The 15,095-nt window shown below is 72.8% G+C and carries 12 protein-coding genes and 1 other RNA gene; 12 read left to right on the forward strand and 1 reads right to left on the reverse strand.

What is annotated here, in order from left to right; translation table 11 throughout:
- Positions 1 to 10 precede the first annotated feature (10 nt).
- From KUM03_RS05005 to ssrA, 3 genes are all read left to right on the forward strand, one after another.
- Positions 11 to 1,189 (forward strand): S41 family peptidase, encoded by a 1,179-nt coding sequence (locus KUM03_RS05005; RefSeq protein WP_217245775.1) that lies wholly within the window; start codon positions 11 to 13, stop codon positions 1,187 to 1,189.
- A gap of 46 nt (positions 1,190 to 1,235) precedes the next feature.
- Entirely contained in the window at positions 1,236 to 1,715 is a 480-nt protein-coding gene (gene smpB, locus KUM03_RS05010) for an SsrA-binding protein SmpB (RefSeq protein ID WP_073723717.1), read from the forward strand.
- A 104-nt stretch (positions 1,716 to 1,819) separates the two neighbouring features.
- Positions 1,820 to 2,219: a transfer-messenger RNA gene (gene ssrA / locus KUM03_RS05015) on the forward strand.
- A 154-nt stretch (positions 2,220 to 2,373) separates the two neighbouring features.
- Here the strand turns inward: ssrA and KUM03_RS05020 are convergent.
- A complete protein-coding gene (locus KUM03_RS05020; RefSeq protein ID WP_217245776.1) occupies positions 2,374 to 3,669 on the reverse strand; it encodes an MFS transporter in 1,296 nt (431 codons plus the stop codon).
- 83 nt (positions 3,670 to 3,752) lie between these two features.
- Between KUM03_RS05020 and KUM03_RS05025 the strand changes: the two genes are divergently transcribed.
- The 9 genes from KUM03_RS05025 to KUM03_RS05065 all read left to right on the forward strand — a co-directional run bounded on the left by KUM03_RS05025 (position 3,753) and on the right by KUM03_RS05065 (position 14,917).
- Complete coding sequence (locus KUM03_RS05025) at positions 3,753 to 4,724, forward strand: LysR family transcriptional regulator (RefSeq protein ID WP_217245777.1); 972 nt, start codon at positions 3,753 to 3,755, stop codon at positions 4,722 to 4,724.
- Positions 4,725 to 4,909: 185 nt separating this feature from the next.
- Positions 4,910 to 6,271 carry a NarK/NasA family nitrate transporter gene (locus KUM03_RS05030; protein WP_217245778.1) on the forward strand — a complete coding sequence of 454 codons (1,362 nt, stop codon included), beginning with the start codon at positions 4,910 to 4,912 and terminating at the stop codon, positions 6,269 to 6,271.
- Positions 6,272 to 6,395: 124 nt separating this feature from the next.
- Entirely contained in the window at positions 6,396 to 7,547 is a 1,152-nt protein-coding gene (locus KUM03_RS05035; protein ID WP_217245779.1) for a uroporphyrinogen-III synthase, read from the forward strand.
- Between the two features lie 151 nt (positions 7,548 to 7,698).
- Positions 7,699 to 8,289, forward strand: a complete 591-nt coding sequence (locus KUM03_RS05040) for an ABATE domain-containing protein (protein WP_217245780.1) — start codon at positions 7,699 to 7,701, stop codon at positions 8,287 to 8,289.
- Positions 8,290 to 8,474: 185 nt separating this feature from the next.
- Positions 8,475 to 8,999, forward strand: a complete 525-nt coding sequence (locus tag KUM03_RS05045; RefSeq protein WP_007450155.1) for a sigma-70 family RNA polymerase sigma factor — start codon at positions 8,475 to 8,477, stop codon at positions 8,997 to 8,999.
- 71 nt (positions 9,000 to 9,070) lie between these two features.
- Complete coding sequence (locus KUM03_RS05050) at positions 9,071 to 9,850, forward strand: zf-HC2 domain-containing protein (protein ID WP_217245781.1); 780 nt, start codon at positions 9,071 to 9,073, stop codon at positions 9,848 to 9,850.
- Positions 9,851 to 10,138: 288 nt separating this feature from the next.
- The gene (locus KUM03_RS05055; RefSeq protein ID WP_217245782.1) at positions 10,139 to 12,466 is read left to right on the forward strand and encodes a UvrD-helicase domain-containing protein; all 2,328 of its coding nucleotides are present in this window, start codon (positions 10,139 to 10,141) and stop codon (positions 12,464 to 12,466) included.
- A 399-nt stretch (positions 12,467 to 12,865) separates the two neighbouring features.
- Entirely contained in the window at positions 12,866 to 14,281 is a 1,416-nt protein-coding gene (locus KUM03_RS05060) for an NAD-dependent malic enzyme (RefSeq protein ID WP_217245783.1), read from the forward strand.
- A gap of 354 nt (positions 14,282 to 14,635) precedes the next feature.
- Positions 14,636 to 14,917, forward strand: coding sequence for an HU family DNA-binding protein (locus tag KUM03_RS05065; RefSeq protein ID WP_003990598.1), 282 nt, complete (start codon positions 14,636 to 14,638; stop codon positions 14,915 to 14,917).
- Positions 14,918 to 15,095 lie beyond the last annotated feature (178 nt).

Below are 15,095 nucleotides of genomic sequence, written 5' to 3' on the forward strand. Positions count from 1 at the left end.
ACTCACCGGCATGTCAGGTCGTGACCTGTTCTGTCAGCCCCGCCGCCCACGCCGCGGGGCCGCCCTGGCCTTGGTGTTCACGGGCGTACTCGTCGCGGGCGCCGCGACCGGCTCGCTCCCCGGGTCCGACCGGAGGACCACCTCCGACGCGACCCGCCCGGCCGCCCCCGCCGAACGGCACGAGGAGGTCGCCCGCGCGGCGGCCGAGGCGATGGCCGACGGCAAGTCCCCCGTGGAGGCCGCCGAACGCGCCGTCAGCCGCAGCGGCGACCGCTGGGGCGCCGTCTACTCCAGCGGCGAGTACGAGGAGTTGGAGGACGCCCTCGACGGCCGGTACACCGGCGTCGGGCTCTCCGCGCGCCGCGAGCGCGACGGCCGCATCGAGGTCACCAAGGTGCGCGACGGCTCGCCGGCCGCCGAGGCCGGCATCCGCGAGGGCGACCGGCTGCGCAGCGTGGACGGCGAGCGGGTCGACGGGCGTCCCGTCACCGAGGTCGTCTCCATACTGCGCGGCGACGCCGAGGACGACCCCGCCGGCACCGCCGTGCGCCTCGGCCTGGAGCGCGGCACGCGCGCGTGGACCGAGACGGTGCGGCGGGCCCGGCTGTCGACCGACCCCGTGACGGTGCGCAGGCTCGCCGACGGCCTCACCGTCCTGAGGGTCACCTCCTTCACCAAGGGCGTCGGCGAGCAGGTGTGCTCCGAGGTGGAGCGGCTGCCGTCCGGATCCGGTGTCGTCCTCGACCTGCGCGGCAACTCCGGCGGGCTGGTCAGCGAGGCCGTCACCGCCGCCTCCGCCTTCCTCGACGGCGGCCTGGTCGCCACGTACGACGTCGACGGCGACCAGCGGGCGCTGCACGCCGAGCCCGGCGGCGACACCACCAGACCCCTGGTCGCGCTCGTCGACGGCGGCACGATGAGCGCGGCCGAACTCCTCACCGGAGCCCTCCAGGACCGCGGACGGGCGGTCGTCCTGGGCTCGCGCACCTTCGGCAAGGGCTCGGTGCAGATGCCGAGCCGGCTGCCCGGCGGCTCGGTGGCCGAGCTGACCGTCGGGCACTACCGCACCCCCCTGGGCCGCGGCGTCGACGGCACGGGCATCACGCCCGACCTGGAGGTCGACCCGGCGGACCCGGCCGCCCTGGAGCGGGCGCGGACGGTGCTGAGCGGCCTGGGGCCGACCGCGTAATCGGCTTTCCCCGGCCCCCCTCCGTAGTGCCAAAATGGACCGCACTATGGCTAAGGAAAAAGGGCGCAAGCTGATCGCGCAGAACAAGAAGGCGCGGCACGACTACCAGATCCTCGACACCTACGAGGCAGGCCTGGTGCTGTCCGGGACCGAGGTGAAGTCACTGCGTCAGGGGCGGGCGTCACTGGCCGACGGCTTCGTGCAACTGGACGGACACGAAGCGTGGCTGCACAACGTGCACGTGCCCGAGTACAGCCAGGGCACCTGGACCAACCACAGCGCCCGCCGCAAGCGGAAGCTGCTGCTGCACCGTGTGGAGATCGACAAGCTGGAGGCCAAGTCCCAGGAGACCGGCCACACGATCGTGCCGCTCGCGCTGTACTTCAAGGACGGCCGGGCCAAGGTCGAGATCGCCCTGGCACGCGGCAAGAAGGAGTACGACAAGCGGCAGACCCTGCGGGAGAAGCAGGACCGGCGCGAGGCGGAGCGGACGATCTCGGCGATCCGGCGCAAGCAGCGGGCCTGAGCGCCGGGAATAGGCTGGCACCCGTACGCGTTGGTCACGTACGATGGCACTGCACCCCACAGCGGGTGCGCGCCCCCTCCTTGGAGGGATTGAAAAATCAACATGGGGATGATCGGTTTCGACAGCGGCTGTCGAAGCAGGGGAAGCGTGTCGAGGAAGCGGCCATGATCTCGTAAACCACAGGCCGAAAAAATAATCGCCAACACCAAGCGCGATTCCTCCCAGCAGGCCTTCGCCCTCGCTGCCTGATCTCAGGTAGCAGAGCGAGCCTCCTACTAAAGGGAGTGTCAGCCCGGGGCTGTTCCCGACCCGGATCCTGGCATCAGCTAGGGGACTAAACCTTGATCCCGGTCACGGGGTGAAGAGGGAAACCAAACAGTGACTGAGCCCGTCGGAGACTTGTCCGCGTGATCTCCGGGGCTGAGAAAATCGAAGCGGACTGCACACGGAGAAGCCCTGATTCCGCACCGTTGGACGCGGGTTCGATTCCCGCCATCTCCACGAGGTCGAGGGCGACATGTGCCCGCGCGAAAGCGCGAGCCGTGTCGCCCTCGTCGTCTTTTGAGCGGCGAGGCCGCGCGAGGCGGGGGCTCCGCCACCCGCACCCCCTCCAGGAAACCCCTGGGTCACCGGCGACGAGCCGGTGACCCAGGGGTTTCTACTTTTCCGCCGTCCGCCGGGGCGTCGGCAGCAGGGTGAGGAGCAGGGCCACCGCCGCCGCCGTGACCGGGATGCCGTACGCGGCGGTGGGGGAGGCGTGCTCGACCAGCCAGCCGCCCGTCGCGCTGCCGCAGGCGATGCCGCCGAGCAGGCCGGTCACCGCGAGGGTCATGCCCTCGTTCAGCCGGCCCTGCGGGGTGCGGTGCTGGACCAACGTCATGGTGGTGACCATGGTCGGGGCCGTCGCCATCCCGGCGACCAGCAGCGTGAGCGCCAGCAGCGGCAGGGAGCCGGTGAGGGACGCCGCGAGCAGCGGCAGCGTCAGCAGGGCCGTCATCGCGGCCACGCACCACGGCAGGCGGTGCTCGGCGGGCCCGGCCGGCTTCAGCGCGCCGTACAGCAGGCCCGCCGCGCAGGAACCGGCCGCCTGGAGGGCCAGGACCACGCCGGCCGCCGCGCGGTGTCCCTGTGCGTCCGCGAACGCGATCGTGACCACCTCCATCGCCCCGAACACCCCGCCCATCGCCAGGCAGACGGCCAGCAGCGGCGGGATGCCCGGCACACGGAAGGGCGCCTTCGCCGTCGGGCGCGGCCGGGCCGGCGGCTCGGTCGAGCGCTGGGCGGCGAACAGCAGCATGCCGCTCACCAGCAGCACCACGCCCACCAGCGTGCCCGCCTCCGGAAACAGCGCCGTGCACAGGAACGCCGCCAGCACCGGCCCGAGCATGAAGCACAGCTCGTCGGCGGCCTGCTCGAAGGAGTTCGCCGTGTGCAGGGCGTCGGAGTCGCCCTGCAGCAGGTGGGCCCAGCGGGCGCGGGCCATGCCGCCGGTGTTGGGTGTCGTCGCGGTGGCGGCGTACGCGGCGAACAGGGTCCACGCGGGGGCGCCGTGGCGGACGCACAGCACCAGGGCGAGCGAGCCCAGGGCCGCGAGCAGCGTGGCGGGCGCCGCCACCCTCGCCTGGCCGTGCCGGTCCACGAGCCGCGCGACCCACGGGGCGACGAGCGCCGTCGCCGCCAGCCCCGTCGCGGTGACGGCGCCGGCGAGGGCGTACGAACCACGCGTACCGGCGATCATCACGACCGCGCTCACGCTGAACATGCCCATGGGCATCCGGGCCATGAGGTTCCCGACCGTGAACGCCCGGGCGCCGGGTGTGGACAGGAGCCGCCGGTACGGGCCGGGCGGCCGGTCCCGGGTGCGGGGGCGGAAGTCGGCGGCGACCAGGGCGTCACCGGTGACGATGAGGAGGGGGGACTGCGGGGACGGGCGTGCGGAAGTCGATCGTGGCATGGACTCACCGTCGCCCCGTGGCGATCACGGGGTCCAACACCTTCTCCGTGCCCATTGACGCACTCCCGTTGTAAATTCGCCGGATGCCCGCACCCGCGCACCTCGACCCCCGCCTCCTGCGCGCGTTCGTCACCGTCGCGGAGGACCTCCACTTCACCCGTGCCGCCGCGCGCCTGTACGTCGCCCAGCAGGCGCTCAGCAGGGACGTACGGCGCCTGGAACGGGAGTTGGGCGCGGAGCTGTTCGTCCGCACCACCCGGCAGGTGACCCTGACGGCCGACGGCGAGCGGCTGCTGCCGTACGCCCGCCGCGTCCTCCAGGCGCAGGACGACCTCCTGGCCGCCTTCGGGCAGGCCCGCCCGCTGCTGGTGGACCTCAACTCCCCGGGTCTGGTCACCGGCCGCCTGGTCCTGGAGCGCGCCCGTGAACTGGCGCCCGGTCAGGAGCTGATGGCACGTTACGAGAGCGGACTGACGTACGCCGCCGGCGAACTGCTCGCCGGCCGCCTCGACGCCTCCTTCGGCCGGTTCGCGGGCCTCGACCCGGCGCTGCGGACCGGACTCGCCCACCAGCCCGTCCGCTGCGAGCCCATGGCGGTCGTCCTGCCGGAGAACCATCCGCTGGCCCCGCTGCCGGAGGTGCCGCTGGCCGCACTCGCCGGCGAGACCGTGTACGCCGGGGCCGGGAACCCGCGGACGCCGGAGTGGACCGATCTCGCCCACCGCCTGTTCGAGGGGCGGGGCATCGACGTGGCCGCACCCGTTCCGCTGGCCGTCGGGGAGGAGGAGTTCCAGCGGATCATGGACAAGGCGGGCCATCCGGTCCTCGCCGTAGTGAGCTTTCCGGCCATGGCCGCGACCGTGGTGCGCCCGCTCGTCGGTCCGGTGCCGCTGTCGCCGGTCTCGCTGGTCTGGCGAAAGGGGCTGGTGCATCCCGCGTTGGACGCGCTGCGCCGGGCGGCGTCCCGGGCCGCGGCCGAGAACGGGTGGCTCCGCAGGCCTGCCGGAGCGTGGATTCCGGACGTCGACGCCGCCGTGATGTGCGTGCGTGACTGACACCCCCGGCAGTCACGGGTGCTCCGTGTGCTGCCACCCGCAGGAGCCCCCGCCGATCGCCTCTCACCCCGCACTCGTGCCGAGAGAGACCGACGTTCCCTTCCGGTCACCCGCAGCCCCACAGGCCCGAAACGCGTCCTCCCTACCTTCGGTGCGATCGAGCCGTGGAGCACCGTGGAGGCGTCATGACAGTCCCTGGCGGCCGCTGGATCCAGCACTGGGATCCGGAGGACGAGACCTTCTGGAAGGGAACGGGGGAGCGGGTCGCCCGGCGGAACCTGTTCTTCTCCGTCCTCTGTGAGCACATCGGGTTCTCGGTCTGGACGCTGTGGTCGGTGCTGGTGCTCTTCATGGGCCCGGAGTACGGACTGACGCCGGCCGACAAGTTCCTGCTGACGTCCGTGGTGACGCTGGTGGGGGCGGTGGTGCGGGTGCCGTACACCTTCGCGGTCGCGGTCTTCGGCGGGCGGAACTGGACGGTCGTCTCCGCCGGGCTGCTGCTCGTGCCGACCGTCGCCGCCTTCGTGGTCATGGAGCCGGGGACGTCCTTCTCGACCTTCCTCCTGGTCGGGATGCTGGCCGGTATCGGCGGGGGCAACTTCGCCTCCTCCATGACCAACATCAACGCCTTCTTCCCGCTCAGGAAGAAGGGCTGGGCGCTCGGCCTCAACGCCGGCGGCGGCAACATCGGCGTGCCGGTCATCCAGCTGGCCGCCCTCGCGATCATCGGGGCGGGCGGCGGGCCGCGGGTACTGCTCGGGGTCTACATCCCGCTGATCCTGGTGGCCGCCGTCCTCGCCGCCTGCCGCATGGACAACCTCGCCTCGGTGAAGAACGACACCGGGGCCGCCAAGGACGCCGCCAGGGAGGCGCACACCTGGATCATGGCGCTGCTGTACATCGGCACGTTCGGGTCGTTCATCGGCTACAGCTTCGCCTTCGGGCAGGTGCTGACGACCCAGTTCGGTCGGACCCCGCTGCAGGCCGCCTACCTCACCTTCATCGGCCCGCTGCTCGGCTCCCTGATCCGCCCGCTGGGAGGCAGGCTCGCCGACCGGTACGGCGGCGCGCGGATCACGCTGTGGAACTTCGTCGCCATGGCCGCCGCCACCGCCGTACTCGTCGCGGCCGGCCTGGCGCGGTCGCTCGCGCTGTTCGTCCCCGTGTTCGTGGTGCTGTTCGTGCTCAGCGGGCTCGGCAACGGGGCGACGTTCAAGATGATCCCGGGGATCTTCCAGAACCAGGCGCTCGCCAAGGGGCTGACGGGTGAGGGAGCCGTGGCGTACGGGCGGCGACTGTCCGGCGCCTCCATGGGGCTGATCGGCGCGGTCGGCGCGCTCGGCGGAGTCGCCATCAACCTCGCCTTCCGGCAGTCCTTCCTCTCCGTCGGCTCGGGCACCGGCGCCTTCGTCGCCTTCCTCGCCTACTACGCCGTCTGCTTCGCCGTCACGTGGGCGGTATACCTCCGCCGCCCCGCCACACGGACGCCGGACGGTCCCGATGGCCCGCGGGAGGCGCGGGACCGGCTCGGTTACGCCCGGGTGTGACGTAACACTGGTGACATGAAGCCGAACCGAGCCCGTCACGCGACGTTGACAGGCTCGGTCGGCACGTGAGTACGCACGCTCGTGGGTGTGAGCGTGGTGGTGAACGATCGGAGCGCGGCGAGCCATGGACGACGAACAGCAGCGGCCTGACCACGGCCCCCTGGCGGGATTCACCGTGGGCGTGACCGCCGCCCGCCGGGCCGACGAACTGGGCGCGCTGCTCCAGCGGCGCGGTGCCGCCGTCCTGCACGCCCCGGCGATCAGGATCGTGCCGCTGGCCGACGACAGCGAGCTGCTGGCCGCGACGGAGCAGATCGTCGACCGGGCCCCGGACGTCGTCGTGGCCACCACCGCCATCGGTTTCCGGGGCTGGGTGGAGGCCGCCGACGGGTGGGGGCTCGGGGACGCGCTGCTGGAGCGGCTGCGCGCCGTGGAACTGCTCGCGCGCGGTCCCAAGGTCAAGGGCGCGGTCCGGGCCGCGGGTCTGACGGAGGAGTGGTCACCGGCCTCCGAGTCCATGGCCGAGGTGCTGGACCGGCTGCTGGAGCAGGGCGTCGACGGCCGCCGGATCGCCGTACAGCTGCACGGCGAGCCGCTGCCCGGGTTCGTGGAGGCGCTGCGGGCGGGCGGCGCCGAGGTGGTGGGCGTGCCCGTCTACCGGTGGCTGCCGCCGGAGGACCTCGGCCCCGTGGACCGGCTGCTGGACGCCGCCCTGACGCGGGGCGTGGACGCCGTGACCTTCACCAGCGCGCCCGCCGCCGCGTCGCTCCTGACCCGCGCCGAGGAGCGGGGGCTGCTGCCCGGGCTGCTCGCCGCGCTCGGCCACGACGTGCTGGCGGCCTGCGTCGGCCCGGTCACCGCGGTGCCGCTCCAGGCGCACGGCGTCGACACGGTCCAGCCCGAACGCTTCCGCCTCGGCCCCCTCGTCCAACTCCTCTGCCAGGAACTGCCGGCCCGCGCCCGCGTGCTGCCGGTCGCCGGGCACCGGCTGGAGATCCGGGGCCACGCGGTGCTGGTCGACGACGAGTTGAGGGCCGTGCCGCCCGCCGGGATGTCCCTGCTGCGGGCCCTGTCCCGGAAGCCCGGCTGGGTGGTCCCCCGCGCGGAACTCCTGCGCGCCCTGCCGGGCACCGGCCGCGACGAACACGCCGTCGAGACGGCGATGGCCCGGCTGCGCACGTCCCTCGGCAGCTCCAAGCTGATCCAGACGGTGGTGAAACGCGGCTACCGCCTCGCCCTGGACCCGGCGGCCGACGCCAAGTACACGGACGGGTGAGGTGCCTGAGCCGGTCCCGACGGGCGGGCGGCCCGCCAGGAGCGGCAGGAGGGGTTCCGGGCGCGGGAACGGGCAGGCACTGTAGAGGGAGCGGTTTCCCTGCTCCCCTCTCCGGCCCGCCCCACCGGGCAACCAAGGCGGTGACAGGAACATGGCACTGGGTACGGCCACCGGCCCGTACGAGCTGCGGTTCGACACCGGGCGGATCTGCCTGGACCTCGTCTCCACCACCCACCCCGCCGAACGCCTCGTCTCCGTCGCGGCGCTCGGCGCCTGGATCACCGGGTCCGGACTCGTCCCGCCCGGCACGCCGCTGACCCACGCCGACGCGTCCTGGCTCGTCGGGTTCCGCGAACTGCGCTGCCAGACCGCCCGGTTGGTCCGCGCCCGGCCGGGCCCCGGCGTACTCCCGTACGATCACGCGCTGGCCCGCGTCAACGCCCTCGCCGCCGCCGCGCCCCCCGCCCCGCGCGCGGTGCACGGTGAGGACGGGGTGCTGGTACGGGTGTTGACCGGGCCGCCCCAGTGCGCGGCGCTGCTCGGCGCCCTCGCCCGGGACGCCGTTGAGCTGCTCACCGACCCCGTCGCACGGGCGAGCCTCAGGCAGTGCGAGGGCGACAACTGCCCCATCGTGTACGTGGACACCTCCCGCGGTCGCCGCCGGCGTTGGTGCTCCAGCGAGGTCTGCGGCAACCGCGAACGCGTCGCCCGGCACCGCAGGCGCGCCGCGCTCGCCCGGTAAGTCCGGCTGCGTCCCGTTCAGTACGCCCCTCCCGAGAAAACTGTCGGCTCGCTTTGAACACCCCGCACCCCGCGTCCGTACCGGATGGGCGAGCGACCGACTGGGGGAACCCCCGGACATCGGAGGTGGGCGTGCGCAAGGATTCCGTCGTGGCCGGTGAACGTGGTGCGAGGGCCCGACATCGCATGTCCCAGTCGTCCTCGGAACCCGACGAGGAGCTGATGCGCGCCTTGTACCGGGAGCACGCGGGCCCCTTGCTGGCCTATGTGCTGCGGCTGGTCGCGGGGGACCGGCAGCGCGCCGAGGACGTCGTCCAGGAGACGCTCATCCGTGCCTGGAAGAACGCCGGTCAGCTCAACCGTGCGACCGGATCGGTACGCCCCTGGCTGGTGACGGTCGCCCGGCGCATCGTCATCGACGGCCACCGCAGCCGGCAGGCCCGGCCGCAGGAGGTCGATCCGTCGCCGCTGGAGGTCATCCCCGCGGAGGACGAGATCGACAAGGCGCTGTGGCTGATGACGCTGTCGGACGCGCTCGACGACCTGACCCCGGCTCACCGGGAGGTCCTCGTCGAGACGTACTTCAAGGGGCGTACCGTCAACGAGGCGGCGCAGACACTGGGCATACCCAGCGGCACCGTTCGCTCCCGGGTGTTCTACGCCCTGCGTTCGATGAAGCTGGCACTCGAGGAGCGGGGGGTGACGGCGTGATGAGCGGGTACGGGGGAGTTCAGGGTTTCGGCGGGGGATTCGGCCCGGGTGACACGGGTAATCCTGTCCCCATGGAGGGATCACCGGCGCCGAACGAGCACGAGACCGTCGGCGCCTACGCCCTCGGCATCCTCGACGACGCGGAGGCGACCGCCTTCGAGGCCCACCTCGCCGGCTGCGAGTGGTGCGCCCAGCAGCTCGACGAGCTGGCGGGCATGGAGCCCATGATGGCCGCCCTCGCCGACCTCCCGGGCACCGGTACGCCCGCGATCGCCGAGTCGCTGACGGCGAAGCCGAGCCCGCGGCTCGCGGAGAAGCTCGTCGACGAGGTCGCCGAGCGCCGGGCGGGCAAGCGGCGCCGCAACTTCTACCTGGTGGGCACCGCCGCCGCGCTGATCATCGGCGGCCCGTTCGCGGCCGTGGCGACCACGGGCGGCGGCGGTGACGACGGCGGCGGGAAGAAGACCGAGGCGACGCGGCAGGCCGGCAGCCCCGCCGAGTCGGCCTTCGCCGAGATGCCCGACCGGGTCTCCGCCACCGACCCCGCCACCCGGGTCAGCGCGACCGTCGCCCTGGAGAAGAAGGCCTGGGGCACCGAGGCGGTCCTGGAGCTGAAGAACGTCAAGGGGCCCCAGAAGTGCTCCCTGATCGCCGTCGGCAAGAACGGCGAGCGCGAGACGCTCAGCTCCTGGACGGTCCCGGACTGGGGCTACGGCATCCCGGACGCCACCACCGAGAAGGCGAAGAAGCCGCTCTACGTGCACGGCGGCGCCGCCTTCGCACCCAACCAGATCGACCACTTCGAGGTCATGACCTTCGACGGCGAGCGGCTGGTGGAGGTGGACGCGTAGGCCTGGCCGGCGGCTCGGGCGGCGTCACACGCCGGGCCGGCCGCGGGCCGGACCGGTGACGGCCGCCGCGGAGCCCGCGGGAGCGCCGGGACGAGCGGCGCCGGGTCCGCGTCCGGCGGTGCGCGCACGGTGACCCGCCGCCCGGCCGCCCACGCGCCGAGCCGGTGGGCGCGGCGCCCGGACCGGGCCCGTGGCGTGATCCGCCGGACGGCCCCGGGCCGCGCCGTGGCTTCCGGCGTCCCCTTCGCGTACCTTTGACGGCTGCCCAGCACGTCAGAAGGGGGCCCGGTGGCCGCACAGGCGCAACAGGACTCAGCGGTCGACTCGGTGCACGACTCCGCACGGGAGGAGTCCGTACGGGAGGACTCCGTACGGGACCGAGAGATCAGCGTGGAACAGGCACACCTGGACCGGGTGTACCGCCGCCTCGAGGAGAAGATCCACGAGGCCGAGTTCCTCATGAACGACGCCGCGCAGCGCGGCCAGGTCGGCACGCCCGGCGCGCTGGCCGAGCGCGACGCGCAGGTCTTCCGGGCCGGCGTCCACCTCAGCCGCCTGAACAACGAGTTCGAGGACTTCCTCTTCGGCCGCATCGACCTGCTCCTCGGCAAGGACGGCAAGAAGGGCCCCGACGGCGCCTACACCGCCGTCGAGCCCGCCGAGGGCGCTCTGCGGCCCGACAACACCGCCGACATCGCCGAGACCCTGCACATCGGCCGCATCGGCGTCCTCGACGAGGACTACGCCCCGCTGGTCATCGACTGGCGGGCCCCCGCCGCCGCCCCCTTCTACCGGTCCACGCCGGTCGACCCGGGCCGGGTCGTGCGGCGCCGGGTGATCCGCTCCAAGGGGCGGCGCGTCCTCGGCGTCGAGGACGACCTCATGCGGCCCGAGGTCCGGGCGAGCCTGGACGGCGAGGAGCTGGCCGTCGTCGGCGACGGCGCCCTGATGGCAGCCCTCGGCCAGGCCCGCACCCACTCCATGCGGGACATCGTCGCCTCCATCCAGGCCGAGCAGGACCTGGTCATCCGCGCCCCCGCCGCCTCCGTCACCTACGTCGAGGGCGGCCCCGGCACCGGCAAGACCGCCGTCGCCCTGCACCGCGCCGCCTACCTGCTCTACCAGGACCGGCGCCGCTACGCGGGCGGCATCCTCATCGTCTCGCCGACCCCGCTGCTGGTGGCGTACACGGAGGGCGTGCTGCCCTCCCTCGGCGAGGAGGGCCAGGTCGCCATCCGCGCCATCGGCTCCCTGGTCGACGGCGCCGAGGCCACCCTGTACGACTCGCCGGCCACCGCCCGCGCCAAGGGCTCCTCGCGCATGCTGAAGGTGCTGCGCCGGGCCGCGCGCGGCGCCCTGGAGCCGGAGGGGTCGCCGACGCTGCTGAGGGTCGTCGCCTTCGGCCGCCGCCTCGAACTGGAGGCCGAGGAGCTGGCCGGCATCCGCCGCACCGTGCTGGGCGGCACCGCGCCCGTCAACCTGCTGCGCCCCCGCGCCCGCCGACTGCTCCTGGACGCCCTGTGGGCCAAGTCCGGCGCCGGCACCCGGCACACCGACCCGGAGCTCGCCGCCGAGCTGCGGTCCTCCTTCGACGAGGACGTCAGCTCCGAGGACTCCTTCCTCGCCTTCCTCGACGCCTGGTGGCCCGAGCTGACCCCGGCCGCCGTGCTGACGGCGATGGCGGACGAGCGGCGCCTGGGCCGCTGGGCCCGGCGCGTGCTCAATCCGGGCGAGGTCCGCAAGGTGGCCCGCTCGCTGCGGCGCGAGGGGCGCTCCGTGCACGACATCGCCCTGCTCGACGAGCTCCAGGCGGTCCTCGGCGCCCCGGCCCGCCCCCGCAAGCGGCGCGAGCTGGACCCGCTGGACCAGCTCACCGGCCTGGAGGAGCTGATGCCGCAGCGCGAGGAGACCCAGCGGGAGCGCGCCGAGCGCCTCGCGCAGGAGCGCACCGAGTACGCGCACGTCATCGTGGACGAGGCCCAGGACCTCACGCCCATGCAGTGGCGCATGGTCGGCCGCCGGGGCCGGCACGCCACCTGGACGGTCGTCGGCGACCCGGCCCAGTCCTCCTGGTCCGACCCAGACGAGGCCGCGGCGGCCCGCGACGAGGCCCTGGGCACCCGCCCGCGGCGCCGCTTCGAGCTGACGGTGAACTACCGCAACCCGGCCGAGATCGCCGAGCTGGCCGCGAAGGTGCTGGCCCTCGCCATGCCGGGCTCGGTCTCCCCGGCGGCCGTCCGCTCGACGGGCGTGGAACCGCGCTTCGCGGTCGTACGGGACGTGCTGGAGGAGACGGTCCGGGCCGAGGCGGCCCGGCTGCTGGACCTCGTCGACGGCACCGTCGGCGTCGTGGTCGCCATGAACCGCCGCGAGGAGGCCCGGCGCTGGCTTGCCGGGCTCGGCGACCGCGTGGTGGCGCTGGGCAGCCTGGAGGCCAAGGGCCTGGAGTACGACGCCACGGTCGTCGTCTCCCCGGCCGAGATCGCCGACGAGTCGCCCGCCGGGCTCCGCGTGCTGTACGTCGCGCTCACCCGGGCCACCCAGCAGCTGACAGTCGTCTCCAGCGAGCGCGACGAGCCGGACACCGCGGGTGTGCCGGACCTGCTGCGGGACTGAGGCGCTCTCCCGAGGAACGGACGGAACGGACGAGAGGCCCGCACCGTGGGACGGCGCGGGCCTCTCGTCTTCGTTTAAGTGGCACCGACCCGCCATGCTCGCCTCGCGGCAAGTGGTCGCTCGTAGCGACGATGGTTGGGCCCGGGGGCTTGGATCGAGCCGGTGCCACGTCCAAGGTAACAAACGATCCCCGCAAGGCAATTCCCGTCCCTGGGGTTCTTTCCCGGGTTCCGGCGACCTCTTCCCCCGACGGTCAACTTCTCGTATGGTGGAAGTCGTTTTCCGAAAGTGGTGCGAACATAAAGTTCGCAATCCGGGGCGGCTACCACGTACTCGGTGGTAGGTGCGACGATCGGACGGCACAACCCAGTTACACGGTGAAAGCAGAGGAAGTCGGCCATGGCAACGGCGCCCAGCGTCTCCTACTCGATGACGGTCAGGCTGGAGGTGCCCGCCGGCGGAACAGCGGTCTCGCAGCTCACCACGGCGGTCGAGTCCTCCGGAGGCTCCGTCACCGGCCTCGACGTCACGGCGTCCGGCCACGACAAGCTCCGGATCGACGTCACCATCGCCGCCGGCTCCACCTCGCACGCCGACGAGATCGTGGAGCGCCTGCGCGGCATCGAGGGCGTGAGCCTGGGCAAGGTCTCCGACCGTACCTTCCTCATGCACCTCGGCGGCAAGATCGAGATGGCGTCCAAGCACCCCATCCGCAACCGTGACGACCTCTCCATGGTCTACACGCCGGGCGTGGCCCGCGTCTGCATGGCGATCGCCGAGAACCCCGAGGACGCCCGCCGCCTCACCATCAAGCGCAACTCCGTTGCGGTCGTGACGGACGGTTCCGCGGTCCTCGGCCTCGGCAACATCGGCCCGAAGGCCGCGCTGCCGGTGATGGAGGGCAAGGCGGCGCTGTTCAAGCGGTTCGCCGGCATCGACGCCTGGCCGATCTGCCTGGACACCCAGGACACCGACGCGATCGTCGAGATCGTCAAGGCCATCGCCCCGGGCTTCGCCGGCATCAACCTGGAGGACATCTCCGCGCCGCGCTGCTTCGAGATCGAGGCCCGCCTGCGCGAGGCCCTCGACATCCCCGTCTTCCACGACGACCAGCACGGCACCGCCATCGTCGTCCTCGCCGCCCTGACCAACGCGCTGCGCGTGGTGGACAAGCCGATCGAGAACGTGCGGGTCGTCATGTCCGGTGCCGGCGCCGCCGGTACGGCCATCCTCAAGCTGCTGCTGGCCGCGGGCGTCAAGAACGCCGTGGTCGCCGACATCCACGGTGTCGTGCACGCGGGCCGCGCCGACCTGGTCGACGCAGCCCCGGAGTCGGCGCTGCGCTGGATCGCCGACAACACCAACCCCGAGGGTCTCACCGGCACCCTCAAGGAGGCCGTGCACGGCGCGGACGTCTTCATCGGCGTCTCCGCCCCCAACGTCCTGGACGGGGACGACGTGGCCGCCATGGCGGACGGCGCGATCGTGTTCGCGCTCGCGAACCCGGACCCGGAGGTCGATCCGGCCGTCGCCCGCCAGAGCGCGGCGGTCGTGGCCACCGGCCGCTCCGACTTCCCGAACCAGATCAACAACGTGCTGGTCTTCCCGGGTGTCTTCCGCGGCCTGCTGGACGCCCAGTCCCGCACGGTCAACACCGAGATGATGCTGGCCGCCGCGCACGCCCTGGCGGACGTGGTGACCGAGGACGAGCTGAACCCGAACTACATCATTCCGAGCGTCTTCAACGACAAGGTCGCCGGTGCCGTCGCGGGCGCCGTCCGCGAGGCGGCCAAGGCGGCCGGAGTGGTGGCGTAGGGCTCCTCCGGGGGAGCCGGGCGGTCCGGGTCGCGGTGGTGAGGATCACCTCGGCGGGCCGCCCCCTCGGCGCGTCGCGGGATGGCGGGCCTCGGATCGCCCTCTAGTGTGGCGCAAGGCTCAGGCCCTCTCCATCGTGTGACTCCCAAGGGTGTTCTCACGACTCCTGGGGGTGCCGGATTGGCTTTACCGCCGCAGGTGGAGGCAGGATGCCTCCCTGGGCGCGAGGGTCTGACGACCGACCCGGGTCCGGGGAGTGTCCGAGGCCCCTGGCAGCATCGGCATCGCTGTGCCCATCATGCGGCTCCGCCGCGTGGCACGCCTCAACGGCAAGAAGAACACGGGAGTAACAACATGAACCGCAGTGAGCTGGTGGCCGCGCTGGCCGACCGCGCCGAGGTGACCCGCAAGGACGCCGACGCCGTGCTGGCCGCGTTCGCCGACGTCGTCGGCGACATCGTCTCCAAGGGCGACGAGAAGGTCACCATCCCCGGCTTCCTGACCTTCGAGCGCACCCACCGTGCCGCTCGCACCGCCCGCAACCCGCAGACCGGCGAGCCGATCCAGATTCCGGCCGGCTACAGCGTCAAGGTCTCGGCGGGCTCGAAGCTCAAGGAAGCCGCCAAGGGCAAGTAAGCGCTCCGCTTGGAGTGCCGGGGACTGCGCGGGCCGTTCGTTCGGGCTGCGGCCGTGCGCGGCCGCGGGTTCGTCGTGGCTGGTCGCGCAGTTCCCCGCGCCCCTTTCAGGGGCGTTTCACGCAACGCCGATGGGGCGGTCACCCGAACTCGGGTGACCGCCCCATCGGCGTTGTGCT

The sequence above is a fragment of the Streptomyces sp. AC602_WCS936 genome (assembly GCF_019049125.1).
In the GTDB taxonomy this organism is placed as follows: Bacteria; Actinomycetota; Actinomycetes; order Streptomycetales; family Streptomycetaceae; genus Streptomyces.

Bases quoted from the DNA above. Each gene is read 5' to 3' on its own strand.
- KUM03_RS05005 (WP_217245775.1), top strand. From the start codon at position 11: ATGTCAGGTCGTGACCTGTTCTGTCAGCCCCGCCGCCCACGCCGCGGG.
- smpB (WP_073723717.1), top strand. From the start codon at position 1,236: ATGGCTAAGGAAAAAGGGCGCAAGCTGATCGCGCAGAACAAGAAGGCG.
- KUM03_RS05020 (WP_217245776.1), bottom strand. From the start codon at position 3,669: ATGCCACGATCGACTTCCGCACGCCCGTCCCCGCAGTCCCCCCTCCTC.
- KUM03_RS05025 (WP_217245777.1), top strand. From the start codon at position 3,753: ATGCCCGCACCCGCGCACCTCGACCCCCGCCTCCTGCGCGCGTTCGTC.
- KUM03_RS05030 (WP_217245778.1), top strand. From the start codon at position 4,910: ATGACAGTCCCTGGCGGCCGCTGGATCCAGCACTGGGATCCGGAGGAC.
- KUM03_RS05035 (WP_217245779.1), top strand. From the start codon at position 6,396: ATGGACGACGAACAGCAGCGGCCTGACCACGGCCCCCTGGCGGGATTC.
- KUM03_RS05040 (WP_217245780.1), top strand. From the start codon at position 7,699: ATGGCACTGGGTACGGCCACCGGCCCGTACGAGCTGCGGTTCGACACC.
- KUM03_RS05045 (WP_007450155.1), top strand. From the start codon at position 8,475: ATGTCCCAGTCGTCCTCGGAACCCGACGAGGAGCTGATGCGCGCCTTG.
- KUM03_RS05050 (WP_217245781.1), top strand. From the start codon at position 9,071: ATGGAGGGATCACCGGCGCCGAACGAGCACGAGACCGTCGGCGCCTAC.
- KUM03_RS05060 (WP_217245783.1), top strand. From the start codon at position 12,866: ATGGCAACGGCGCCCAGCGTCTCCTACTCGATGACGGTCAGGCTGGAG.
- KUM03_RS05065 (WP_003990598.1), top strand. From the start codon at position 14,636: ATGAACCGCAGTGAGCTGGTGGCCGCGCTGGCCGACCGCGCCGAGGTG.